Source organism: Stenotrophomonas sp. YJH_SMC_82 (genome assembly GCF_059368875.1).
Map to the genome: position 1 here is coordinate 208,343 of NZ_JCAFSE010000005.1, position 23,363 is coordinate 231,705.

Annotated in this window: 22 protein-coding genes; 6 read left to right on the top strand and 16 right to left on the bottom strand. The window is 66.9% G+C overall.

Annotated elements, in window-relative coordinates:
- Positions 1–28 precede the first annotated feature (28 nt).
- The gene (locus AC5P53_RS18510; protein WP_005407593.1) at positions 29–496 is read right to left on the bottom strand and encodes a YiiD C-terminal domain-containing protein; all 468 of its coding nucleotides are present in this window, start codon (positions 494–496) and stop codon (positions 29–31) included.
- Positions 497–531: 35 nt separating this feature from the next.
- Between AC5P53_RS18510 and AC5P53_RS18515 the strand changes: the two genes are divergently transcribed.
- From AC5P53_RS18515 to AC5P53_RS18525, 3 genes are all read left to right on the top strand, one after another.
- Positions 532–1,341: a uroporphyrinogen-III synthase gene (locus tag AC5P53_RS18515; RefSeq protein WP_075076520.1), complete on the top strand. Its 810-nt coding sequence runs from the start codon at positions 532–534 to the stop codon at positions 1,339–1,341.
- Between the two features lie 104 nt (positions 1,342–1,445).
- Entirely contained in the window at positions 1,446–2,423 is a 978-nt protein-coding gene (locus tag AC5P53_RS18520) for a uroporphyrinogen-III C-methyltransferase (protein WP_032959352.1), read from the top strand.
- 6 nt (positions 2,424–2,429) lie between these two features.
- Positions 2,430–3,725 (top strand): heme biosynthesis HemY N-terminal domain-containing protein, encoded by a 1,296-nt coding sequence (locus AC5P53_RS18525; protein WP_049418860.1) that lies wholly within the window; start codon positions 2,430–2,432, stop codon positions 3,723–3,725.
- A 225-nt stretch (positions 3,726–3,950) separates the two neighbouring features.
- Here AC5P53_RS18525 and AC5P53_RS18530 read toward each other — a convergent pair whose 3' ends face one another.
- Positions 3,951–5,246: an acetyl-CoA C-acetyltransferase gene (locus AC5P53_RS18530; RefSeq protein WP_111206060.1), complete on the bottom strand. Its 1,296-nt coding sequence runs from the start codon at positions 5,244–5,246 to the stop codon at positions 3,951–3,953.
- A gap of 93 nt (positions 5,247–5,339) precedes the next feature.
- Here AC5P53_RS18530 and AC5P53_RS18535 point away from each other — a divergent pair, with 93 nt between their 5' ends.
- On the top strand, positions 5,340–6,227 hold the full coding sequence (locus tag AC5P53_RS18535) for a hypothetical protein (protein ID WP_041862938.1): 888 nt from the start codon (positions 5,340–5,342) through the stop codon (positions 6,225–6,227).
- Between the two features lie 481 nt (positions 6,228–6,708).
- On the opposite strand, the gene AC5P53_RS18540 is transcribed toward AC5P53_RS18535, so the two are convergent.
- The 14 genes from AC5P53_RS18540 to glnA all read right to left on the bottom strand — a co-directional run bounded on the left by AC5P53_RS18540 (position 6,709) and on the right by glnA (position 21,372).
- Positions 6,709–7,335: a superoxide dismutase family protein gene (locus AC5P53_RS18540; RefSeq protein WP_111206061.1), complete on the bottom strand. Its 627-nt coding sequence runs from the start codon at positions 7,333–7,335 to the stop codon at positions 6,709–6,711.
- 32 nt (positions 7,336–7,367) lie between these two features.
- Complete coding sequence (locus tag AC5P53_RS18545) at positions 7,368–7,937, bottom strand: superoxide dismutase family protein (RefSeq protein ID WP_032959349.1); 570 nt, start codon at positions 7,935–7,937, stop codon at positions 7,368–7,370.
- Between the two features lie 93 nt (positions 7,938–8,030).
- Complete coding sequence (gene ntrC / locus AC5P53_RS18550; RefSeq protein WP_032959347.1) at positions 8,031–9,479, bottom strand: nitrogen regulation protein NR(I); 1,449 nt, start codon at positions 9,477–9,479, stop codon at positions 8,031–8,033.
- Positions 9,472–10,533, bottom strand: coding sequence for a two-component system sensor histidine kinase NtrB (locus tag AC5P53_RS18555; RefSeq protein WP_032959394.1), 1,062 nt, complete (start codon positions 10,531–10,533; stop codon positions 9,472–9,474). Before AC5P53_RS18555 ends, ntrC begins: the two co-directional genes overlap by 8 nt.
- Before the next feature lie 115 nt (positions 10,534–10,648).
- Positions 10,649–12,694 (bottom strand): TonB-dependent receptor, encoded by a 2,046-nt coding sequence (locus AC5P53_RS18560; protein ID WP_241887655.1) that lies wholly within the window; start codon positions 12,692–12,694, stop codon positions 10,649–10,651.
- A gap of 103 nt (positions 12,695–12,797) precedes the next feature.
- Complete coding sequence (locus AC5P53_RS18565; protein WP_005411860.1) at positions 12,798–13,112, bottom strand: hypothetical protein; 315 nt, start codon at positions 13,110–13,112, stop codon at positions 12,798–12,800.
- A 108-nt stretch (positions 13,113–13,220) separates the two neighbouring features.
- The gene (gene mltA / locus AC5P53_RS18570; RefSeq protein WP_032959393.1) at positions 13,221–14,387 is read right to left on the bottom strand and encodes a murein transglycosylase A; all 1,167 of its coding nucleotides are present in this window, start codon (positions 14,385–14,387) and stop codon (positions 13,221–13,223) included.
- 67 nt (positions 14,388–14,454) lie between these two features.
- Positions 14,455–15,201: an N-acetylmuramoyl-L-alanine amidase gene (locus AC5P53_RS18575; RefSeq protein WP_032959392.1), complete on the bottom strand. Its 747-nt coding sequence runs from the start codon at positions 15,199–15,201 to the stop codon at positions 14,455–14,457.
- Between the two features lie 462 nt (positions 15,202–15,663).
- Positions 15,664–16,131 (bottom strand): hypothetical protein, encoded by a 468-nt coding sequence (locus tag AC5P53_RS18580; protein WP_241887656.1) that lies wholly within the window; start codon positions 16,129–16,131, stop codon positions 15,664–15,666.
- The gene (locus AC5P53_RS18585; RefSeq protein ID WP_053495712.1) at positions 16,128–16,505 is read right to left on the bottom strand and encodes a VENN motif pre-toxin domain-containing protein; all 378 of its coding nucleotides are present in this window, start codon (positions 16,503–16,505) and stop codon (positions 16,128–16,130) included. Before AC5P53_RS18585 ends, AC5P53_RS18580 begins: the two co-directional genes overlap by 4 nt.
- A 563-nt stretch (positions 16,506–17,068) precedes the next feature.
- Positions 17,069–17,602 carry a hypothetical protein gene (locus AC5P53_RS18590; protein ID WP_241887657.1) on the bottom strand — a complete coding sequence of 178 codons (534 nt, stop codon included), beginning with the start codon at positions 17,600–17,602 and terminating at the stop codon, positions 17,069–17,071.
- 247 nt (positions 17,603–17,849) lie between these two features.
- Positions 17,850–19,280, bottom strand: a complete 1,431-nt coding sequence (gene amt, locus AC5P53_RS18595; RefSeq protein WP_241887658.1) for an ammonium transporter — start codon at positions 19,278–19,280, stop codon at positions 17,850–17,852.
- A 22-nt stretch (positions 19,281–19,302) separates the two neighbouring features.
- Positions 19,303–19,641, bottom strand: a complete 339-nt coding sequence (locus tag AC5P53_RS18600; protein WP_004134334.1) for a P-II family nitrogen regulator — start codon at positions 19,639–19,641, stop codon at positions 19,303–19,305.
- Between the two features lie 321 nt (positions 19,642–19,962).
- On the bottom strand, positions 19,963–21,372 hold the full coding sequence (gene glnA, locus AC5P53_RS18605) for a type I glutamate--ammonia ligase (protein WP_014645491.1): 1,410 nt from the start codon (positions 21,370–21,372) through the stop codon (positions 19,963–19,965).
- A 221-nt stretch (positions 21,373–21,593) separates the two neighbouring features.
- Between glnA and AC5P53_RS18610 the strand changes: the two genes are divergently transcribed.
- Together AC5P53_RS18610 and AC5P53_RS18615 are read left to right on the top strand one after the other, a co-directional pair.
- Entirely contained in the window at positions 21,594–22,388 is a 795-nt protein-coding gene (locus tag AC5P53_RS18610) for an undecaprenyl-diphosphate phosphatase (RefSeq protein WP_014645490.1), read from the top strand.
- A gap of 73 nt (positions 22,389–22,461) precedes the next feature.
- The gene (locus AC5P53_RS18615; RefSeq protein ID WP_049441703.1) at positions 22,462–23,289 is read left to right on the top strand and encodes an META and DUF4377 domain-containing protein; all 828 of its coding nucleotides are present in this window, start codon (positions 22,462–22,464) and stop codon (positions 23,287–23,289) included.
- The last annotated feature ends 74 nt before the right edge of the window (positions 23,290–23,363 follow it).

Genomic DNA, 23,363 nt, shown 5'->3' on the forward strand with positions numbered 1-23,363 from the left:
GGTTTCCCCAGAACGTCAGCCTGCCATCCTACCCTTTGGCGAAGGCAACGAAGCGACCGCTGAATTCGGCGGCGGGCTTGCCATCGGCGCCGGGCTGGGTGGCGATGATGCTGATGCGGGCCTTGCGGCGCTGCCGGAAGGTGTTCAGGAAGGCATCCCAGCCGGTGGCCTCGGCCGCTTCGGCGTGGGCGTGCAGGTCTTCGTAGACCGGGGCCAGGTAGCGCAGGTTGCTGTCGGCCACGTAGACCTCGGCATCGTGGCCGGCCAGGCGCAGGCGCAGGCTGACCAGCGCCCAGCCGGACAGGGTCAGCACCGAGGCCAGGCTGCCGCCGAAGGCGTTGCCCTTGTCGTTGACGTTGGCGGCCAGCGGCGCGGTGATGCGCAGCACGCCATCGGCATAGCCGTCGAGCTGGATCTGCATGGCGCGCACCGCCGGCATGCAGTCCAGCACGTCCTGCAGGGCGGCCAACGAGGAAGTCAGGGCATCAACGGACATCGGAGCAGCGACCACGACAACGAAGGGCCCGCATAATGCAGGCAATGGCCGACCATACGATACCCACTGGCGCCACCCGTTCCGGCGCGCGCTGGACCCTGATCTCGCTGCGCCCGCAGGGCCAGAATGTGGCGCTGCGCCGCGCCGTTGCTGGGCTGGGCGGGCATGTCCTGGCCCTGCCACCCTGGCGCCTGCAGCGCCTGAACGGCACGCCCGTGCTGCGCCAGCTGCAACGCGCGCTGAACTGTGATCGGGTGGTGTTCACCAGCCCGGCCGCCGTGACCGCGGCCGCCACCCTGCTGCCGCTGGCCGAGGCGCAGCGCAGCCCGTGGCTGACCGTCGGCGAAGGCACCGCGCGCGCATTGCGGGCACACGGCATCACCGAGGTGCATGCGCCGCAGCGGATGGACAGTGAAGGCCTGCTGGCGCTGCCGGTGCTGGCTGACGTACAGGGCCTGCGCATCGGCCTGGTGACCGCGCCCGGCGGGCGTGGCCTGATTGCCGCGCAGCTGCAGGCGGCCGGCGCCACAATCGAACGTGCCGACATCTACCAGCGTCGCCTTCTGCACCTGCCGCCCCGTGCGCTGGCCCGATTGGCGCATTCAGCGCAGCCGTGGATGCTGGCGGTGAGCAGTGGCGAAGCGCTGCAGCATTTCTGGCAGCAGCTTCCGCCGCCCTTGCAGCAGCGCCTGCAGGCGCACGCGACTGCCGTGGTGGCCAGTGATCGCCTCGGCGAACAGGCCCGGGCACTGGGCCTGCAGCATGTCGTGCGCGCGGCAGGCCCCACCAGCGCGCAGCTGGTGGCGGCCGCACACGCCACGCTCACCGTCCCGGCAGCGACCTGAACAGGGACGTGGGTCACGCTTGCCGCTGTCGTCGGCAACAGTGATGCTGTGCACAACGCGGCCTGCCGGCCCCCGACCGGCGACGTTGCCGACAAGGAAGCCCGATGAACGACACTCCGCCCGTTTCCCCGCCCCGTCGACCCGTGCGCTGGCTGCTGCCGCTGGCCGGTGTGGTCGTGCTCGGCGTGGGCGGCTATGCCGGCTGGTATGTCTGGCAACAGCAACAGAACGAACAGGCAGCGCAGGCACAGACCACGGCTGTCCAGCTGAAGGGCCTGGAGGCCACGCTGGATGCGCTGCGTCGTGACCAGCGCGCGACCAGCCAGCGCCTGCAGGACGCGGCCGCCACCAACCGCGTGCTGCGCGACGAGATGCTGGGCCTTTCCCAGCGCAGCGCATTGCTGGAAGAGAACCTGGCCAAGCTGGCCGACAGCGCCAACCAGGGCCGCCAGGCGGTACAGCGCGATGAGGCCGAACTGCTGCTGACCCAGGCCGCGCAGCGCCTGAACTACGCCGACGATGTGGAAGGCGCACGCCGGTTGTACGCCCAGGCCGCGACGGCACTGGCCGAACTGCCCGACAGTGATGGCCTGAACCTGCGTCAGGCGCTGGTGCAGGAGCGCGAGGCACTGGATGCGCTCGGCAGCGGCCCACGCGTGCAGTCGCTGCAGCGTCTGGATGCTGTGGGCAGGGCACTGCAGGGCCTGCCTTCGCAGATCACCGGCACAACCGGCAGCAGCACCGCCAAACCCTGGTGGCAGGCAGCTCTGGCGCCGTTCGTGGACATCACCCCGAGCCGCCAGAACGGCCCGCTGACCGCCGCCGAACAGCGCAATGCCGACGACGCGCTGCAGCTGGAACTGACATTGGCACGTGCGGCAATCGAGCGCGGCGACCGCGCGGGGCGCAATACCGCATTGGACCGCGTGGAGCACTGGGCACAGCGGCGCTGGCCGGATTCACCAGCCCTGCGCGCGCAACGTGCTGAACTGAAGGCCTTGCGCGAACTGCCGCTGCAGGCCAACGACGCTGTCCTTGGCAGCACCCTGCAACAACTGCGCACCCAGACCGACCGGAGGTAAGCCCGCATGAAACCCCTGCAATCCCTGGTCGTGCTGTTGCTGGCCGTGGCCATCGGCGTGGTCGCTGCGCAATGGCTCGGCGCCGATGACCTGAACCGCTTCGGCGAAGTGACCCTGCGCTACGGCGGCTACGACTACCACAGCAACCTGCCGAAGGTGGCGCTGCTGGCAGTGATCGCGGTGCTGGTGCTATGGCTGCTGTGGAGCCTGATCGCCGCACCGTTCCGCGCCTGGGGCCGCTACCGCCGCAAACAGGGCCGGGTGCGCCTGATCGACGGCCTGCAGGCCTATGAGCACGGCCAGTGGCAGCGTGCCGAGAAACTGCTGGACGGTGCCGCCAAGGATCCGGAAGTGAGCGCGGTGGCGCTGGCCAACGCCGTGCGCAGCGCGCAGGCACGTGCCGACGGCCCGGCTGGCGAGGCGCTGCTGCAGCGCCTGGGCGAAAGTGATGCCACCCTGCAGGCGCTGCTGCGCGCCGAACAGCTGCTGGCGCGCGATCTGCCGGTGGATGCGATCAACGCATTGGACGTAGCGGCGATCCAGCCGCTGCCGCCACGTGGCCTGTGGCTGCGCACCGAGGCACTGGCACAGGCCGGCCGCGCCCACGAGGCGTATGGCCAGCTGGGTGCACTGCGCCAGAGCAAGGTGCTGCCGGCCGAGGCCAGCAGTGAACTGGAAGCACGCCTGGCTGCACAAGCGCTGCTGGAAGCGGCCGACGTCAACGCACTGGCCGCGCAGTGGGAAGCCACGCCGAAGGCACTGCGACCGACTCCGGACGTGGTTGGCGCCTATGCCAGCCGCGCGGTGGCGCTGGACTGGGACGAGCCGGCGCTGCTGGCGCTGGAACAGGCCCTGGACCAGCGCTGGGATGACGAACTGGTGGCGCTGTATGGCCGTCTGCCGGCCGAGCGCCTGGCTACCCGCCAGGCCAACCTCGCACGTTGGCGCAACGTGCATGACGGCTCGGCCGCGTTGCGCCTGGCGCAGGGCCGCGTGGCCCTGGCCCAGCAGCAGTGGGAGGCCGCCGATGCGTTCCTGCACGAGGCCATCGCCGCGGGCGCCGGTGCACCGGCGTGGGAAGCGCTGGGTGAACTGTTCGCCCAGCGTGGCGAACACGCGCTGGCCGCGCAGTGCCTGGCCAATGCGCTGCGCCTGCAGCGCGGCGAGGACAGCGTGGCGCTGGTGCGCGGCGGCGAGACGCCACTGCGTGCCACGGTGGAAGAACAGCCGCTCGCGGTGCAGCCGCCGGTGTATGACGCCAACGAAGAGCGCGACGAATTCGGTAATCCGCGGTTGCCGTGACCGCTGCTGAAGCGTGCCGACCAACGGTCGGCACCCACCGGACAAAAAATGCCGCCCACTGGGCGGCGTTTTCATCTGCGGGACCCGGTAGTCGCCAACCCTGGTTGGCGCGTGGCCTTTCCGAGCGATGCCGTTTCACGGCCGACCAAGGTCGGCATCTACCACAGCAGATCCAGCACGCATTTCTGGTAGTCGCCAACCTTGGTTAGCGCGCGGTCGCAGCGATCAGCGTTCGACGATCGCCACCACGCCCATGCCGCCGGCGGTGCAGATCGACACCAGCGCGCGACCACCGCCGCGTTCGGCCAGCTGCTTGGCGGCGGTGGCAATGACGCGGGCGCCGGTGGCGGCGAACGGATGACCGGTGGCCAGCGACGAACCCAGCAGGTTGATCTTGTCCGGGTCGATGCGGCCCAGCGGTGCGTCCAGCCCCAGGCGGTTGCGGCAGTAATCCTCGCTCTCCCACGCACGCAGGGTGCACAGCACCTGCGCGGCGAAGGCTTCGTGGATCTCGTAGATGTCGAAGTCCTGCAGGGTCAGGCCATTACGCTTGAGCATCTCCGGCACCGCGATGGTTGGCGCCATAAGCAGGCCTTCGCCATGCACGAAGTCCACCGCAGAGACATGCGCGTCGCGCAGGTAGGCCTGCGGCTCATGGCCGTGCGCGCGCGCCCACTCTTCGCTGGCCAGCAGTACCGCAGCGGCACCGTCGGTCAGCGGGGTGGAATTGGCGGCGGTCAGCGTGCCACGGCCGGAAACCTTGTCGAACGCCGGCTTCAGCGTGGCCAGCTTTTCCAGCGAGGTATCCGGGCGCAGGATGTTGTCACGCTCGACGCCACGGAACGGTGCGATCAGGTCGTTGAAGAAGCCACGCTCATAGGCGGCGGCCAGCTTCTTGTGCGAGGACACCGCCCACTCATCCTGCGAGTCGCGCGAGATGTTCCATTCCTTGGCCATGTCCTCGCAGTGGTCGCCCATGCTCTTGCCGGTGCGCGGCTCGGCCACGCCCGGGAACTCGGGCTTGAGCTCGGAGAACTTGAAGCCGGAAGTGAGCGCGCGGATCTTGTCGCCAGTGCTCTTGGCGCGGTTGGCGGCCAGCAGGCGCGCGCGCAGCTTCTTGCCGTAGACGATCGGCACGTCGGAGGTGGTGTCCGAACCGCCGCCGATGCCCGATTCGATCTGGCCCAGCGCGATCTTGTTGGCGACAGTGATGATGCTGTCCAGCGAGGTGCCGCAGGCGCGCTGCAGGGTGATGCCCGGGGTCAGCGGCGACAGGCCGGAGGACAGCGTGGCTTCACGGCCCAGGTTCCAGTCGCTGGAGTGCTTGATCACCGCACCCATCGCCACTTCACCCAGTTGCTGGCCGTGCAGGCCGAACCGTTCGACCAGCGCGCCCAGCGTACGGACCGACATGCCGAGGTTGCCGACATCCGAATACGCGGTGTTCTGGCGGCAGAACGGAATGCGGACGCCACCGAGGATGGCGACGGGACGAGCGTTGGGCATGGAGATACCTGGCATGGATGAGGGTGTCTGCAACATGGCCTGCACGGCGGAGCAGGCATAATGGAGCCAAGTGTAGCTGCCGCCCTGTGATGGGCCAACCGTGGAACCATGAGCAAACCCGACCCCGCGATGAATGCCCTTGGCGTGCTGGCCCTGGAACTGGCCGGCGGCGAAATCCCCCGCCAGGCGGTGCTCAGCGCTGAACAGGCCGGTGAACTGGCCGAACGCGTCGGCCGTGACCTTTCCAAGCTGGTGCCGCAGGTGGCCGAGCTGGACCTGGTGTTCGCGGCCGCCCATTTCGACCCGGCCGAAGTACTGCGCCCGGGCTGGCCGATCCATCGCCGCCTGGAAGAACTGCAGATGCGTGCCCCGGGCCGCAACCAGGGCCCGCGCCTGCTGGCCTTCGGCACCGATGCCGCAGGCGATGTGCCGCTGCCGTTCCAGGCCGATGCGACCCTGGTGGGGGGCGGCCTGCGCGTGGTGCCGTTCCTGCTGACCGGCAGCGACGTGGCCACCACCAACGCGGTGGCCAATGCGCTGGAAGAAACACTGCTGGCCAACGGCATGGCGCATGCCGACACCGCGTTGATGGCACAGAACAGCTTCGGTGCCCGCATCGAACACGCGCGCTATTTCACCGTGAACGACCTGGCCGCGATGATGTCGATGCAGTACGACAACCAGGGCTTGGCGGCGCTGTGGCCGCTGATCGAGACCGCGATCATGGCGCCGGGCGAAGACGAGTGGCTCAATGCCGCGCCCGAGCCGCTGCTGCGCTATACCCATGGCGAGGCACGCATGGCGCTGTTCGATCCGGCGGGTTGGTGCGCGTACTACAACCACAGCAAGAACGATTGCGACCGCCTGCAGGGCATCTACGAGCAGTTCCTGATGCGCCAGCGGCAGATGGCCGCGGTGCTGGAAGCGCACGGCGTGCCGGTGCTGTTCGTGCACTGCGAGGCCGGGCAGGACGCGCGCGAGCTGCTGGCGCGCTGAAGGCGGGTAGTGCCGGCCGCTGGCCGGCAACCTCCGGATGTGCGATTGCCGGCCAGCGGCCGGCACTACCGATAAAGAAGAACGCCGGCTTGCGCCGGCATTTTCCGTTTCCAGCATAAAGGGCCGCAGTGCTGTTCGTGCACTGCGGGGCCGGGCACGACGCGCGCGAGCTGCTGGCGCGCTGAAGGCGGGTAGTGCCGGCCGCTGGCCGGCAACGTCCGGATCTGCGATTGCCGGCCAGCGCCCGGCACTACCGATAATGAAAAACGCCGGCTTGCGCCGGCGTTTTCCGTCTCCAGCAGAAATGGCCGCAGTGCTGTTCGTGCACTGCGAGGCCGGCCAGGACGCGCGCGAGCTGCTGGCGCGCTGAAGACGGGTAGTGCCGGCCGCTGGCCGGCAACGTCCGGATCTGCGATTGCCGGCCAGCGGCCGGCACTACCGATAAAGAAGAACGCCGGCTTGCGCCGGCGTTCCTTGATTCTTACGGGGCCTTCTGGATCACCGCACACGCCAGGCGTGCGCCGGCGTTGCCGGTCGGCTGGGTCTTGTAGTCGTCCGCATCGGCGTGGACGATCAGGCCGCGGCCGATGATGTCGAAGTCATCACCCTTGCCGATGTTGACATTGCTCGACACCGGGCCGTCGATGCTGGCCACGCCCTTGTCGTCGGCCTTGATGTTGGGCATGTCGCCGCCGTGGTGCGGATCGGTGGCGACGTTGCCGTGATCCTGCTTGCCCGGGTTGAAGTGGCCGCCGGCGCTCATGCCGTCCGGCGCGCTGCAGTCGCCCTTCTCGTGGATGTGGAAGCCGTGCTCGCTGCCCGGCTTCAGGCCAGTGATCTGGCCGGTCACGTGGACCTTGCCGTCGACCACCTTGAAGGTGACGCTGCCCTTGGTTTCGTTGCCCTGGGTCGGTGCCAGTTCGGCGGTGGCCGAGGCATCGGCAGCCGGTGCATCCGCCGGGGCTGGCGTTGCGGCCGGTTCGGTGGTGGCGCCCTCGGCCGGGGCGGCCGGCGGGGTTTCCGTCTGCGGAGCGGCCGGCTGCTGGCCGCAGGCCGCCAGGCCCAGCGCGGCGATGGCCGCAAACAGCGAAGTGTGGATCAGACGCATTGGAATCTCTCCCTGGATGTTGCCTGCAGTGATCAGCGGACGACCCGGATCACGCCACAGGCGATGCGGACGCCGGCATTGCCGGCGGGCTGGCTGCGATAGTCGTCGGCGTTGGCATGCACGACCAGTGCACGTCCGGCGATATCGGTGGCGGCGCCTCCGCCAAGGGTAACGCCCTTGAGGTGGATATCGACGTTGGCGCGGCCCTGGGCATCGGCACGCAGGTTGTCCATGTCGCCCAGGTGGTGCTTGCCGGTGCCGGCGCGGCCATGCGCGGCGCCACCGGGATTGAAGTGGTTGCCGGCGCTGCTGGCATCCACCGCGCTGCAGTCGCCACGCTCGTGGATGTGGAAACCGGCCTGCTGCAACGGCTGCAGGCCACCGATCAGGCCGGTGATGTGGATACCGCCGGGCTCCACCATCAGTGCGATGCGGCCACTGACGATGCTGGCCGAGGCCGGCGACAGATTGGCCTCGCCCTGCTTCGCTGCGCTGACCACGGTGGGCGGCGGCGGGGTGGGCTCGGCCTTCTTCGGCGCGCTGCCACAGGCAGACAGCAGCACGGCGGCGGACAACGGCAGGATGGCAAAGGACAGACGCATCGAAGACTCCTTGCAGGTGACACTAAGCATTGCATCGTCCATGAACGATCAACGGTTCGGCAAGCGGGCGCGAGGATCGCGTGCAGGGACCGTTCAATGGCCCCCGCGGCGGCGCCCGGCGCCCAGCTTGCGGGTAAGGGTATTGCGGCCGAGGCCGAGGCGGGCAGCGGCTTCGGCGCGGCGACCGTGGGTGATCTGCAGCGCTGCCTCCAGCAGGGCATGGTCGACCCGCTCGCGCACCTGCGCGTGCAGCCCTTCCACGCCCTCGGCCAGCTGACGGCGCGCCCATTCGGCCAGCAGCGCTTCCCATTGGCCCGGATCGGCTGCGCTGCCGCTGTTGCGGCGGCCGCGCGCGCGGTTCAGCGCGGTATCGACATCGGCCACGCCGATGGTGTCGGCGGCGGCCAGCGCGGCCATCCGCCAGCACACGTTCTCCAGTTCGCGCACGTTGCCCGGCCAGTCGTGTTCGCGCAGCGCCTGCAGAGCCGCGGCGGTGAGGCGCTTCGGCGGCGTATCCAGCCTGCGTGCGGCGGCGGCCAGGAACGTGCTGGCCAGTTGCGCGATGTCCTCGCGGCGCTCACGCAGCGGCGGCAACTGCAGGCGCACCACGTCCAGGCGATGCAGCAGATCGGCGCGGAACTTGCCCTGCGCGACCAGGCCTTCCAGATCCTGGTGGGTGGCGGCCACCACGCGCACATCGACGCGGATCAGCTCGCGGCCACCGACGCGGAAGAACTCACCCTGCGCCAGCACACGCAGCAGGCGGGTCTGCAGCGGCAACGGCATGTCGCCGATCTCATCCAGGAACAGCGTGCCGCCGTTGGCCTGCTCGAAGCGGCCGACATGACGGCGCTGCGCACCGGTGAAGGCGCCAGCTTCGTGGCCGAACAGCTCGCTCTCCAGCAGTTCGGCCGGGATCGCGGCGGTATTGAGCGCGACGAACGGGCCCTGCGCACGCGGCGATTCGCGGTGCAGCGCATTGGCCACCAGCTCCTTGCCGGTGCCGGTCTCGCCGGTGATCAGCACCGCCAGCGGTGCCTGCGCCAGGCGACCGATGGCGCGGAACAGCGCACGCATCGGGGGGGTATCGCCCACCAGTTGCGGCGGCTGGTCGCCGGGCGTTTCGGCGGCGGGGCTGGGGGCGGCCAGCGCGGGCGCCACGGCCGGCAGCACACGCTGCGCCAGCGCCACGGCATCGTCCAGGTCGAACGGCTTGGACAGGAATTCATGCGCGCCCCCGCGGAACGCACCGGCGGTGCTGGCGACATCGGTATAGGCCGACATCACCACCACCGGCAGCTGCGGCAACGCGGCCTTGAGCTTGTCCAGCAGTACCAGGCCATCGTCGCCGGGCATGCGCACATCGGTGAACAGCAGCGCTGGTGGCGGGCCCGCGCTCAACGCCTGCAGGGCGGGAGCGGCACTGTCGAAATCGACGACCTGGTACCCCGCCTCGCGCAGCGCGGTGCACAGTACGAAGCGCACCGCACGATCGTCGTCGACCACCCAGATGCGCTGTGCGGTGGTGGGGGACTCAGACATCGCGCGGGGCCTCCTCGGCAGGAGCGGCGCCGTTGCCGATCGGCAACAGCAGGGTGAACACGGTATGGCCCGGACGCGAGCGGTAGGTGAGCGTGCCGCGATGCTCGCGCGCGACCTGCTGGGCCAGTGCCAGGCCCAGCCCGGTGCCTTCGGCACGGCCACTGACCAGCGGCAGGAACAGGTGTTCGGCCAGCTCCTCGGGCACGCCACGGCCGTCGTCGGCGATTTCCAGGCGCAAGGCCAACGTGTGCAACTGCTCGGCGATGCGCACCCCATGCTCCACGCGGGTGCGCAGGGTGATGCTGCCGGCACCGGCCTGGATCGCGTTGCGCACCAGGTTCCACACCGCCTGGGTGAGGCGGTCGGCGTCGCCGTGGAATTCGGGAATGCTGGGGTCGTAGTCGCGCTGCAGGCGTACCGCCCAGCCGGCCTCGTTCTCGGCCAGGCGCAGCACACGTTCCAGCGCGGCATGGATATTCAGTTCCGCATGCGGCGCGGCCGGGGCCGGCGACAGCAGCTGGTCGAGAAGGCCGTTGAGGCGCTCGATCTCCGAGCCGATCAGTTCGATCAGCTCACGTTCGCTGGCGTCGCGCTGCGCCGCGCGGCGGGCCAGCAGCTGGGCCGCGCCCTTCAGCCCGGCCAGCGGGTTGCGCAGCTCGTGGGCCAGGCCCTTCAGCGCCGCGCTGAGCGCACTGGGCAGCGCCTGGGTTGGGTCCAGCCCGGGGAATTCATCGACCGGATGCGCCTCCAGCAGCCAGCCACCATCGTCGCGGCGGCTCATCCAGCCCTCGGCGAAGCGCGGCGCCTCGCCGGGCACCGCCAGCGCCAGCCGGTTCAGGCGCAGGCTGTCGCGCTCATCGCGGGCCAGGAAATGGGCAAGTGCCTCGCCCTGCACTTCCAGTGCGGCCAATGGCCGACCCAGCAGGCGCCGGACGCTGACGCCCAGCCAGCGGGCGAAGGCCGGATTGCAGCCGGCAATGCAGCCATCGGCCCCGGCCCAGGCCAGCGGCGTGCCCAGGGCATCAAGGGACGGCGGGGGTGCGGGGTCGGACATTGCACCAATGTAGTGCAAAACGCGGGGTTCGAGGTCAGAGCCCTTTCCTGGCGGAAAGGGATCTGACCCCTGCTGCAGGTCGAGCAAGCTCGACCATTGCCAGATGCGTGGCCGGCTACAGCTTCATGTTGAGGCCGACGAATACGCTGCGGCCCGGCGCCGGCGAGAACATCGGGCGGGCGCTGTCCCAGAAGAAGCTGTCGTACCAGGCGTAGGCGTACTGGCGGCCGGTGACGTTCTTCAGTTGCAGGTCCACGCTGAAACGCGGGGTGAGCTGATAGGCAGCACTGAGGTCGAGCACGGCGAAGCCACCGAACTTGCCGGCCACGTTGCGCTCCTCAAGGTAGTAGTCGCCCTGCGCGCGTGCCTGCAGGCCGAGGCGCAGCGCGTCGCTGGCGCGGTAGTCCACACCCAGATTGCTGATGTGGCGCGGGGTGGCGGCCACTTCGCGGCCGTGCAGGGAGATGCCGGCATCGCGGTCGTCGCGGGTGATCTTCGCTTCCTGGTAGGCGTGCGACGCCCATACCGTCCAGTCATCGCCCAGCTGCAGGCTCAACTGCGCATCCACGCCGCGCCGGCGGGTCTTGCCCAGGGTGACCGTGGTGCCGGTGGCAGGCATGTTGGATACCTCGTTTTCCGCGTCCTGCTGCCACACCGCCAGGCGCGCCTGGGCGCCCTGGAACGGCTGGAACTTCAGGCCCAGCTCCATGCCCGTATTGGTGGACGGCTGCATCGGCGCCTGCCCCGGGGTGAGGTAGGCCGGTGCGGTGGACCCGGTCAGCACCTGGAAGGTGCGGCCCCAGTTGGCGTAGACGTGGGTGGTCTGGCCCAGGCTGTGGATGATGCTCAGCTTGGGCTGGCCGATGCTGCCGTAATCCTGCAGCCGGGCGGTGATGCCGTTCATCAGGTGCGTGCGGCCACTGAAGCGATCGATACGATAGGCCGGCACGATCTTCCACGCCTCGGCGGGCTGGTAGATCGCCTGCACGTAGGCGCCCCAGTTGTCGATGCTGTGGCGGTCGTCGTTCTGCACGCGCGCCGGCGGCTGGCTGTAATCGGTCGGTTCGGCGTAGGCATAGCGCTCGCGGATATAGCCGTTGTCCTGCTGCTCGTAGTTCAGGCCGCCCTCGACAGTAAGCGTGGAGCTGGCCTGCCAGGTCAGCGTGCTGAGCAGGCCAGTCTGGCGTTCATCCCACACGCGGCGCTGGCGCGGCAGGTTGCCGGTGGGCAGGTCGCTGAAGGTCACGCGGCGGTCGTCTTCATAGCGGTTGTAGTAGAGCCGCGTGCCGAAGGTGAGTGCGTCGGACAGCTTCAGGTCGACGTGCGCGGCGATCTGGCGCATGTCGCGGTCATCGCCGTCGTTGCCGTTGCGCAGCTCGCTGCCACGGCGGTGCGTGCGCAGTTCCTCGGCGGTCATGAAGCCCGGTTCGTCGGCCTCATGGTGGTAGGCGCGCGCGGTCAGGCCCACGCGCAGCCCTTCGTCCAGCGTGCCGAAGAACCACTTGCCGCCCAGCGAGTACTTCCTGGAGGTGTCGTGGTCGCGATAACCATCGCTGGCCTGGGTGCCGACAAAGTAGTTCTGCGCGAAGCCATTGGCTTCGCGGCCAATCGCCAGCTGCGCATCACGGGTGTTGTAGCTGCCGTAGGCCAGGCGCGCATCGGTGTAGCTGCCGCCCTGGCGCGTACCGAAGTTCACGTTGCCGCCGATGTTGTGCAGGCCATAGCGCGGATCGTTGGTACCACGCACTACTTCGATGTAGCTGATGTCCAGCGGGAACAGCATGTCGATGAAGCGCTGGTTGCCGCTGTTGACGTTGCTGGGGATGCCGTCGATGAGGGTCTTGATGGCATTGAGGTAGCCCTCGCCGTTGAAGGCGCGGAAGCTGACCTTGCCCGATTCGGCACCCTGCCGGGTTTCGGTGAGCTGGATGCCGGGCATCTGCCCGAGCAGTTCCCAGCTGTGCGAAACGTTGCTGTTTTCGATCTGGTCTGCACCCAGCACGTCCACCGAGGTCAGCACCTGGTGCGCACTGAGCTGGCCTTCGCCGTGCTGGTGCACCTGCACCTTGCCGAGGGTGAGCGCGGCATCGGCGGCCTGTGCGAAAGCTTCAGGGGCGAACGGCGCGGCCGCCAGGGCGGCCACAAGGGTGGGAGTCTTCATGGGAAGGGGCGGTTACGGTGAAATGTAATTATATAACATTTCACATGCCCGCTTTTGCAGCGTCGAGCAAGGCTCGGCGCTACAAGGGCGGGAGCCGGGAGGATTACACCGGGTAGCCGGTGGCTTCCCGTGCCTTCTTCCAGGCGGCTTCGAATTCACGCGCGGAGATTTCGTCGTCCTCGTCGAAATCCAGGAACGACACCGGCTGGTCGGCCAGCAGGAAACGGTCATCGCTGTGGGCGTGCTCGTCGGCCCAGACCATCTTGGTGCCGTAGATTTCCACCTGCCGCACGATCTTGTCGCCGCGCGCTTCCATCAGCACGTTGCCCTTGCCCAGGCCCGATTCGGCCCAGTGCTTGTAGTACTTCTTTGCGGCGGATTTCGCGCCGGGTTTTGCGTTGTGCTTTGCGTAGGTCATTGCAGGGGTCCTGGCCGCAGGCGCGGCCGGAAAGTTCGGGATGGCGCCATTATCAGGCATCCGGGGCCAGAGCCCTTTCCTTTGGAAAGGGATCCGCCCCCTGCTGGTTCAGTTCGGCAGGGGCACGCCCTTCGGCCACAGCATCCAGATGTTGCCCTTCTGCTTCATGTCGCCGGCCAGCTTGCCGGCGGCATCGCCACTGCCCCAGTACAGGTCCGCGCGCACCTCGCCGGCGATGGCGCCGCCGGTGTCCTGCGCAGCCACCGGGCGTACCACGGGCGTGCCATCGGGGCGCGTGGTCGACAGCCACAGCAGGCTGCCCAGCGGCACCACGGTACGGTCTACCGCCACGCTGTAGCCCGCGGTGAGCGGCACGTTCAGTGAACCACGCGGGCCTTCCGGGCTGTCCGGATTGCGCACGAAGAACACATAGCTGGGGTTGCTGCGCAGCAGTTCCGGCACGCGCGCGGGATTGGCCCGGGCCCAGGCGCGGATCGCATCCATGGTGACGTCTTCCTTCTTCAGCTGGCCCTGGTCCACCAGCCAGCGACCGATGGCGCGGTAGGGGTGGCCGTTCTGTTCCGCATAGGCCAGCCGTACCTGCTTGCCATCGGCCAGGCGCACGCGGCCGGACCCCTGGATCTGCAGCAGCTGCAGGTCCATCGGATCGGTCAGCCAGGCCAGCACCGGCGCCTTGGCGCCCTTGGCCGCGATGGTACCGGCGTCGTCATAGGGCTTGAGCACCTTGCCTTCGACGCGCCCGCGCAGGCGCTTGCCCTTCAGTTCCGGGTAGAGGCTGTCCAGCTGCACCACCACCAGATCATCCGGCGTGCCGTAGACCGGCACCGTCGCCTTGTCGGTGCGGGTCAGGCTGCCGGGGTAGATCGGCTCGTAGTAGCCGGTGATCAATCCGTCGGCCTGATGGCCACCGGCACGCAGCGCATAGGCATCGAGGTCGCGCTGCAGGAACTGGCGGATCGCGGCCGGGTTCTTGTCTGACACCGCTGCGGCGGTGGCGCAGGGCTTGGCCCAGACAGCGTCGTTTTTCAGGCGGGCGCAGCTGCTGCGCCAAGCCACGAAGCCGGCCTGCAGATCGCTGTCCGAGACCGCTGGCAGGGCTTTCCAGCCGACCTTGGCGTAGGTGGCCGCCGGCGGCGAGGTCGGCGTGGGCGCTTCGGAGCCCGTGCGGGGAGCGGTGGTGGCGCAACCGGCGAGCACGGCCGCTGCCAGCAGGGTCCAGTGCTTGCGCTTGAAGAAGGTGGCGGAATCGATCATGCCGCCATGGTGGCGGGCCGGCCGCTGGGCGGCAACCCAGCGCGGGGCCAAGCGTTCATGCGCGGAGTCACGGCGTCTGCAGCAGCAGCGAGTGCAGGATGCGGGCGTCCTCGGCATCCAGCGTCTTCGGCAGGTCGTCGCGGCCACGGAAGCGGCGGTGGAACGCAGCGACGGTGGCGTCGCGGTTGTCGAGCGGATAGCCGAAGCGGGCCAGCGCATTCCACGCGTCGAATCCTTCCGGTGCCGCGCCGTCGGCCGCGCGCGGCCACACGCCGAAGCCGGCCTCGGCCAACTGCTGCCATGGGAAGAAGCGGCTCGGATCCTGCTTGCGCGTCGGCGCCAGGTCGGCATGGCCGATCACCTGGCGCGGCGGGATGTTCAGGCGCGTGGTGAGATCGCGCAGCAGCACGATCAGCGATTCGATCTGTGCCGCACTGAACGGGCTGCGGCCATCGTTGTCGAGCTCGATACCGATCGAAGCCGAATTGAGATCGGTGATGGTGCCCCAGCGCCCGGCGCCGGCGTGCCAGGCACGGCGCTCATCAGCGACCAGCTGGTAACGATGGCCATCGGCGCCGATCAGGTAGTGCGCACTGACCGGCCCACCGCTGTTGGCCGTGCGCAACGTATGCAGGCTCTGCTGCACCGATTTCTGCTCGGTGTGGTGGATGACGATGATGACCGGGGTGCGCGCGTTCTGGTTGGGTGATGGGACCCAGGTGGCGAGCGGGTTGTGCTGCACAGGCGCGGTGGCGGTGCAGGCCGAAAGGGCCAGGGCCAGCAGTGTGGAAGCCAGAAGGCGGGGGCTGATCATGGACGAATTGTAACCATGACTGCAGCCGTGGTTCTTCGCTTCGTCCGGATCGCTGGAGAACTGGGGAGCTGTCATGCAAAAAACTCAATAACGCCCCCACCTCATGCCCAAATCTCAAACTCCAATTCGAATAGCCAAACGCCCAAGTTCCTCATCACCTACCTTCAATCCTCGAAACGGACCCAGCCATGCCGCCGAATCGATTCCAACACCGTGGACACGTGAACCCAGGGAACAACCGTCATAACAACTTAAACAAAATGATTCATCAACGGCCCCTCAGATCCCGCCAGTGGCCGATTTGGTCAATCCCTCCGCGCCCGCATTGCGAAGAAATCTACCTTGGCGCGTCACCACTGCTTCGACCGGTGACATACAGACTGGCAACACCGTCAAGCCGAGCAACTTCATCGAGGCGGCCGTTAACCCCAACTTCCATTGAACAAGCAACCGCCCAGAACCCTATGCCCTCACCTTCCTAACCGACTCCACCCACTCAGCCCAGACAGAGGAATCATCAAGACAACCGGAATCACCTAGAGGCGACATAAGGCGAACAACAACTTCGAACAGCGGAAGATCCTCACCAGATCGATCAAAAATCGACTCAAGGAATACCATCATTACCGAGAACGCATCCAGCAACGACAAGTACTCGCCCGACGAATTAATTTGTGCGCTACAAAATTCAGAATTAAGAGCACTCCCCACGGTGACAACCTCTGCAAATGCATCACACCAGTCATCCCACATTGCCGGATCGTTGGGCAAGCCATTCGCCCATAGAAATGACCCTCCCGAAGATAACAGATCAACAAGAGTGTCCTGCCCCTCCCCCCTCTCCATATACTTCTGAAGGAACACGCACATCAATACATATGCAGCCTGAACGGAAATTCTTCCAGCATCTTTCACATCACTAGCACTCATTTCGTGACCTTCTTTTGCTCCGACAGCCCGCCCGCCAGTGCGCCAACTGCCTGCGACAACGCCAGCACCATCTCTTTCTGCTCCGGGCTCAGCTTGGAGGGGTCTCCGCCGGTCAATGTATTAGTCAGTACCTTCGCGGCCAACTCGCCGCCGGCCGCGGACACGGCTCCGGTTCCCGCACTGCCACCATCGGCTTCCGCCAGCAGCGCACCCAACACCGCATGCGACAGCAGTTGCAGAGTCGCATTGGGGTCGCTGCCTTGGTTCGGGTCAAGCGTGCTGCCGATGAAGTGAGCGGCATAGGGCGCCAGTGCATTGGACGCGGCCTGGCCAGCGCCCTGTCCCGCCACACCGCCCACCAGCGCCGTCGTCACTGCGTTCAGTGCACGGTTGTACTCATCGATGCCCCCTACTTCCCCGCGCCGCTGTATGCCTGGCTATTTGCCGCCGCCACCTTGCTGCGCACAGGCACCCGATTCCATCGCCCTCAGTCACAAGGCCGTGTTGACCTTCATCATTCGTCCAATCCGCGGCCAGATCAACATGTAGAAGGCACCCACGGCCAACCCGATGAAAAGCATGATGCCAGCGCGCCTGGGAGCCCACCCAAACCAAAAGGAAGGACTGGTCCAGACCTTTATCCAAGCGCCAGGAGAGAAGGCACCCTCGAACGCGAGCCACGCCAACAAGGCACAGATTGGTGCAGCTACAACATAACGAGCTTTGAACCGCGGAAGAAACTTGTCCACAAGCATAACCCCGGGCACACCGAAGATGAGGCCCAACACAGCGGCTATGGCGCAAACCAGCGATGTGAAAATTGCAGCCTGCGAAAAGCTGCCTATCCGAGAACTCAGCGGAATGCCTATGAATAGAGCCGCTCCAAGCACGGAGCTGGCAATCACAGACACAATCTTTGCCCCCAACTCACGCTCACTCACTGGCAGATCTCCACCATCTTTCCATCAGAGCCCCGGTAGCTCATGCATTTCTGCCTTGAGGGAAAAGTACTCCAAGGCCACCGCAACTTGCCAACTTCGCCACCAGTATCGCGCGTATTGGAGCTCCACACTTGGCCCACCAATTCGAGTTGAACATTGGACGCGAACCCGTACCCCAGCCTCTGGTTGAGACTGAGAATCCACCGAATCCATCCGGAAGCACCTGTCGGATCACAAAGCCCGGATCCAATGCATGTGCTCCAGGCACCGTGATGTTGATCAGACTGCTGGTGCTCGGATCGACGATCGATGCTGGAAAGCCCCAGCTCCGGAGGCAGGCCGTAGGAGAGTCGCCACAGACCGGAGGAAAGGCAGCGATAGGTGAGCTCCACAGCGAAGCTCCAGTGTTCTCGATCTCCTGCGCCGGCCAAACTACGCACCAGCGCATGCGGACTGTAGTCGTCCAAGGTCAGCAGGTAGACATACCATTCGATGTCTTCCATCACTGCTGCGGAAGTCGCCTGGATCACGCCTACTCCGTTCTGTAGTCCATCGAGGTCGTTGGAGGCGTGTACACGCCCACCTGCAGACAGCCATTGGAGCAGGAACGGTAGAGCCACGCCATGCGTGGATGGGCTACCCGCTGTGCCGACCAACGGTCGGCACCCACCAGAGCAGACCCAGACCCCGTGCCAAGCAAGCTTGGCACCTACCAGAACAAGGACAGTGGAAGTGCCGACCAACGGTCGGCACCCACCACGTCAGTGCGCCGCCACGTCAGGCCTCGTAGGCGGACTCGCCGTGCGAAGTCACATCCAGGCCGGTGCGCTCTGCTTCTTCGGTCACGCGCAGGCCGACCACGACCTTGACCACCAGCAGGATGACCGCGGTCATCACCGCCGACCACACCACGGTCAGGCCGACGCTGACCACCTGCACCCAGACCTGATGGGCGATATCCAGATCGGCCTTTGTGCCGCCCAGCGACTGCGCACTGAACACGCCGGTGAGGATCGCGCCGACGATGCCGCCGACACCATGCACACCGAACACGTCGGCGGTGTCGTCCACCTTCAGCAGGCGCTTCAGGCCGGTCACGCCCCACACGCAGACCACGCCAGCGACAAAACCGATCACGATCGCGCCAAGCGGCCCGACGGTGCCACAGGCCGGGGTGATGCCGACCAGACCGGCCACCGCACCCGACGCAGCGCCCAGCGCCGACGGCTTGCCCTTGCCGATCGCCTCCACCAGGGTCCAGCCAAGCACGGCAGCGGCGGTGGCCAGCACGGTGTTGAGGAAGGCCAGCGAGGCCACGGTGTCGGCCGCTGCTGCCGAGCCGGCGTTGAAGCCGAACCAGCCCACCCACAGCAGCATCGCGCCGATGTAGGTAAACGGCACACTGTGCGGCTTCAGCGCGGTCTGGCCATAGCCCAGGCGCTTGCCGACGAACCACGCGCCGACCAGGCCGGCGACGCCCGCGTTGATGTGCACCACGGTACCGCCGGCGAAGTCGATGGCACCCAGCTCACCCAGGTAGCCGCCACCCCAGACGATATGTGCCATCGGGATGTAGCTGAGGGTGAACCACAGCGCCGAGAACAGCAGCACCGCGCGGAACTTGATGCGCTCGGCGAAGGCACCGACGATCAGCGCGGTGGTGATGCCGGCAAAGGTCGACTGGAACGCGACGAACAGATAGTCCGGCAGGCCCTTGATCGGCGTGTTGCCCACCGACTCCGGGGTGAAGCCCTTGAGGAAGGCGAATTCGGTGAACGAGCCGAAGAACGGATTGCCGGCGCTGAACACCGCGCTGTAGCCATAGGCCACCCACAGCAGCAGCACCAGCGAGAACACCACCAGGATCTGGCTGAGCACCGACAGCACATTCTTCGAACGCACCAGGCCGCCGTAGAACAGGGCCAGGCCCGGTACCACCATCAACAGCACCAGCAGGGTCGAGGTGAGCATCCAGGCGACGTCGCCACGATCATAGGCGGCGGCCGCTTCGGCCACGGCCGGCGCCGCGGCGGTGGCGGCCGCATCGTGCAGCGGCTCGACCGCCACGCTTTCGCTCGGCAACGGCGATACCTGGGCCTGGGCATGGGCGCTGCCCGGCCAGGCACCGGCGGCCAGTGCGCTGAGCAGCATCAACAGGCACACCAGATGGAACCGGGCTTGCCACCCGGTGAGAAGGCGCATCTTCATGGGGGGAATCTCCGGAAGGGGGTTACAGCGCGTCGGCACCGATTTCGCCGGTGCGGATGCGGATGACCTGTTCGACGGCGGTGACGAAAATCTTGCCGTCACCGATCTTGCCGGTGCCTGCCGACGACTGGATCGCTTCGATCACCGCGTCGGCACGCTCGTCGGTGACCACCGTTTCGATCTTGATCTTGGGCAGGAAATCGACGACGTACTCGGCGCCGCGATACAGCTCGGTGTGGCCCTTCTGGCGACCGAAACCTTTCACTTCGGTCACGGTGATGCCCGACACGCCTGCATCGGACAGGGCCTCGCGGACCTCGTCGAGCTTGAACGGTCGGATGATGGCGGAGATCAGTTTCATGCGCATGTCCCGAGGGTGGATGGGGCCAGCGCGCCAGCGCGCGTTGGCATCAGGCAACCACGGGTCATCAGGATGATGACCGTGGCTGTTGCACCGGACACGTACAGGGCCGGGACGGCCGTGCCTCTCTCCTTGCACGACCGACGCGGGAGGGAGGGCGGCCCTGGTCGCGTATCCGGTCTCTCTCTTGCCCCTGGATAGGGATCAGCGCCCATTCGTAAACGAATGGGATCCGACCCCGATCTGACCGCGGCTCCCCAGCCGCGAAAACGGAAGCGATGGCGGCGGGTGGGAGGGGGAACCCACCGCCATCGCATCCGGTCAGCTGGCGTAGTACAGCTGGTATTCCAGCGGGTGGGTGGCCGCGCGGAACTTGGTCACTTCCTGCATCTTCAGCGCGATGTAGCCGTCGATGAAGTCATCGCTCATCACGCCGCCGGCCTTCAGGAACTCGCGGTCCTTGTCCAGCGCTTCCAGCGCCTGGTCCAGCGAGGAGCAGACCTGCGGGATCAGCTTCTCTTCCTCCGGCGGCAGGTCGTACAGGTCCTTGTCGCTCGGTGCACCCGGGTCGATCTGGTTCTTGATGCCGTCCAGGCCGGCCATCATCAGTGCGGTGAAGGTCAGGTAGCCGGACTGGATCGGGTCCGGGAAGCGCATTTCGATGCGGCGCGCCTTCGGGTTGGACACCCACGGAATGCGGCACGAGGCCGAACGGTTGCGGGCCGAGTAGGCCAGCATCACCGGCGCCTCGAAGCCCGGCACCAGGCGCTTGTAGCTGTTGGTGCCCGAGTTGGCGAAGGCATTGATGGCCTTGGCGTGCTTGAAGATGCCGCCGATGTACCACAGCGCCAGCTGGCTCAGGCCACCGTAGCCGTCACCGGAGAACAGGTTGGTGCCGCCCTTGGACAGCGACTGATGCACGTGCATGCCGCTGCCGTTGTCGCCCACGATCGGCTTGGGCATGAAGGTGACGGTCTTGCCGTTGCGGTGCGCGACGTTCTTGATCACGTACTTCATGCGCAGCAGTTCATCGGCCTTCTGCACCAGGGTGCTGAACTTGGTGCCGATCTCGCACTGGCCGGCGGTGGCCACTTCGTGGTGCTGCACTTCCACTTCGATGCCGACCTGTTCCAGGGTCTTGCACATCTCGGCGCGCAGGTCGTGCAGGGTGTCGGTCGGCGGCACGGGGAAGTAGCCGCCCTTCACGCCCGGACGGTAGCCGCTGTTGGCGCCGTCGTACTTGGCGCCGCTGTTCCAAGCGGCTTCTTCGGAATCGACCTTGAAGAAGGTGTTGCCCATTTCATTGGCGAAACGGACCGAGTCGAAGATGAAGAACTCCGGCTCCGGGCCGAAGAACGCGGTTTCGGCGATGCCGGAGGACTTCAGGTAGGCCTCGGCGCGCTTGGCGATGCCGCGCGGGCAGCGGCCGTACGGCTGCATGGTGGCCGGATCGAGGATGTCGCAGCTGATCACGATGGTCGGATCTGCGTAGAACGGGTCGACGTAGGCGCTGGTGGTGTCGGGCAGCAGGACCATGTCCGATTCGTTGATGCCCTTCCAGCCGGCGATCGAGCTGCCGTCGAACATCTTGCCTTCTTCGAACAGCGACGGTTCGACAATGCTGACCGGGAAGGTGACGTGCTGCTCGACGCCACGCATATCCACGAAACGCAGATCGACGAACTCGATCTGGTTGTCCTTGATCAGCTTCTCAACGTTTTCCACGGACATCGGTACGACCTCGGATGGGGATGAATGCCTGCTGAGGTAGAGCAACGACCGTGCCAACTTTTCGCTGGCCGCAAGTCATTGATTTCAAAAAGGGCGCTCCGTGGCGGTGCAGAACGGTGCGCACCAAACGGGTGCACCCGCCACCAGACGCACCCGTTTGGTGCGCAGGGATCGTCTATCCTCTCGACCTTCTTCCTTCCGCCGCGCGTCACGCACCGTCCATGTCCGACCTGCTCTCCGCCCTGCTGCTGGGCATCCTCGAAGGCTTGACCGAATTCCTGCCGATCTCCAGCACCGGCCACCTGCTCATCGCCCAGCACTGGCTGGGTGCCCGCTCGGACTTCTTCAACATCGTCATCCAGGCCGGCGCGATCGTGGCCGTGGTGCTGGTGTTCCGCCAGCGCCTGCTGCAGCTGGCCACCGGCTTCAACCAGCGCGAGAACCGTGAGTACGTGTTCAAGCTGGGCGCCGCCTTCCTGGTCACCGCCGTGGTCGGCCTGGTGGTGCGCAAGGCCGGCTGGTCGCTGCCGGAGACGGTCAGCCCGGTGGCCTGGGCATTGATCATCGGTGGTGTCTGGATGCTGCTGGTGGAGGCCTACACCGCGCGCCTGCCCGACCGCGACCAGGTGACCTGGACGGTGGCGATCGGCGTGGGCCTGGCACAGGTCGTGGCCGGCGTGTTCCCCGGCACCTCGCGCTCGGCCTCGGCGATCTTCCTGGCCATGCTGCTGGGCCTGAGCCGCCGCGCCGCCGCCGCCGAGTTCGTGTTCCTGGTCGGCATTCCCACCATGTTCGCCGCCAGCGCCTACACCTTCCTGGAAATGGCCAAGGCCGGGCAGCTGGGCAGCGAGGACTGGGCCGACGTGGGCGTGGCCTTCCTTGCCGCGGCCATCACCGGCTTCGTCGTAGTGAAGTGGCTGATGGGCTACATCAAGTCGCACAGGTTCACCGCCTTCGCGATCTACCGCATCGCACTGGGCGCGGCGCTGCTGCTGTGGTTGCCCTCCGGCAGCTGAACAGCGCCGAGGTGCGGTAACCCCGTTGCCGGCCCCACCCCGTTTCCCCCACGGTTCCCCAAGGAGAATCACCATGAACCGCAAGCTCACCCTGCTCCTCCCGCTGGCCCTGATGGCCGCCTGCAGCCAGAACCCGGCCCCGGCCGGCACCGGCGGCGACGACGTGGCCCCGGCCGCGGCCAAGGCAGCAGACCAGCAGACGCTGGCGCACCTGGATGCGCAGCGCCTGCAGAGCCAGCACTGGCTGCTGCAGCAGGCCACCGGCGCCGACGGCAAGCGCATCGACGCGCTGTTCGCCCGCGAAGACAAGCCGGTCACCCTGGACTTCGCAGATGGCCGCCTGTCGGTCAGCAACACCTGCAACCGCATGGGCGGCGGCTACACCCTGGCCGACGGCAAGCTGACGGTCAGCGCGATGGCCTCGACCATGATGGCCTGCACCGACAAGGCGCTGATGGCGCTGGACGAAGCCGTGTCGAGCCGCCTGCAGGGCGAGCTGAAGGCCGAGCAGGATGCCGATGGCAAGCTGACGCTGACCAACGCCAAGGGCGACGTGCTGGTGTTCAACCCGGAGCCGACCGCTGAAACCCGCTACGGCGGCGCCGGCGAAACCGTGTTCCTGGAAGTGGCCGCCAAGACGCAGAAGTGCTCGCACCCGCTGATCCCGGACTACCAGTGCCTGCAGGTGCGCGAAGTGAAGTTCGACGACAAGGGCCTGAAGCAGGGTGAGCCGGGCAAGTTCGAGAACTTCTACGGCACCATCGAGGGCTACACCCACGAAGACGGCGTGCGCAACGTGGTGCGCGTGAAGCGCTACGAAGTGAAGAACCCGCCGGCCGATGCGCCGTCGCAGGCGTACGTGCTGGACATGGTGGTCGAGTCGGCCATCGAGAAGAAGTAAATAAACAGAAGGGCGGCCACGAGGTCGCCCTTCTACGTTCTGTAGCGTCGACGCAGCCCCACGTGCCAGCCTTG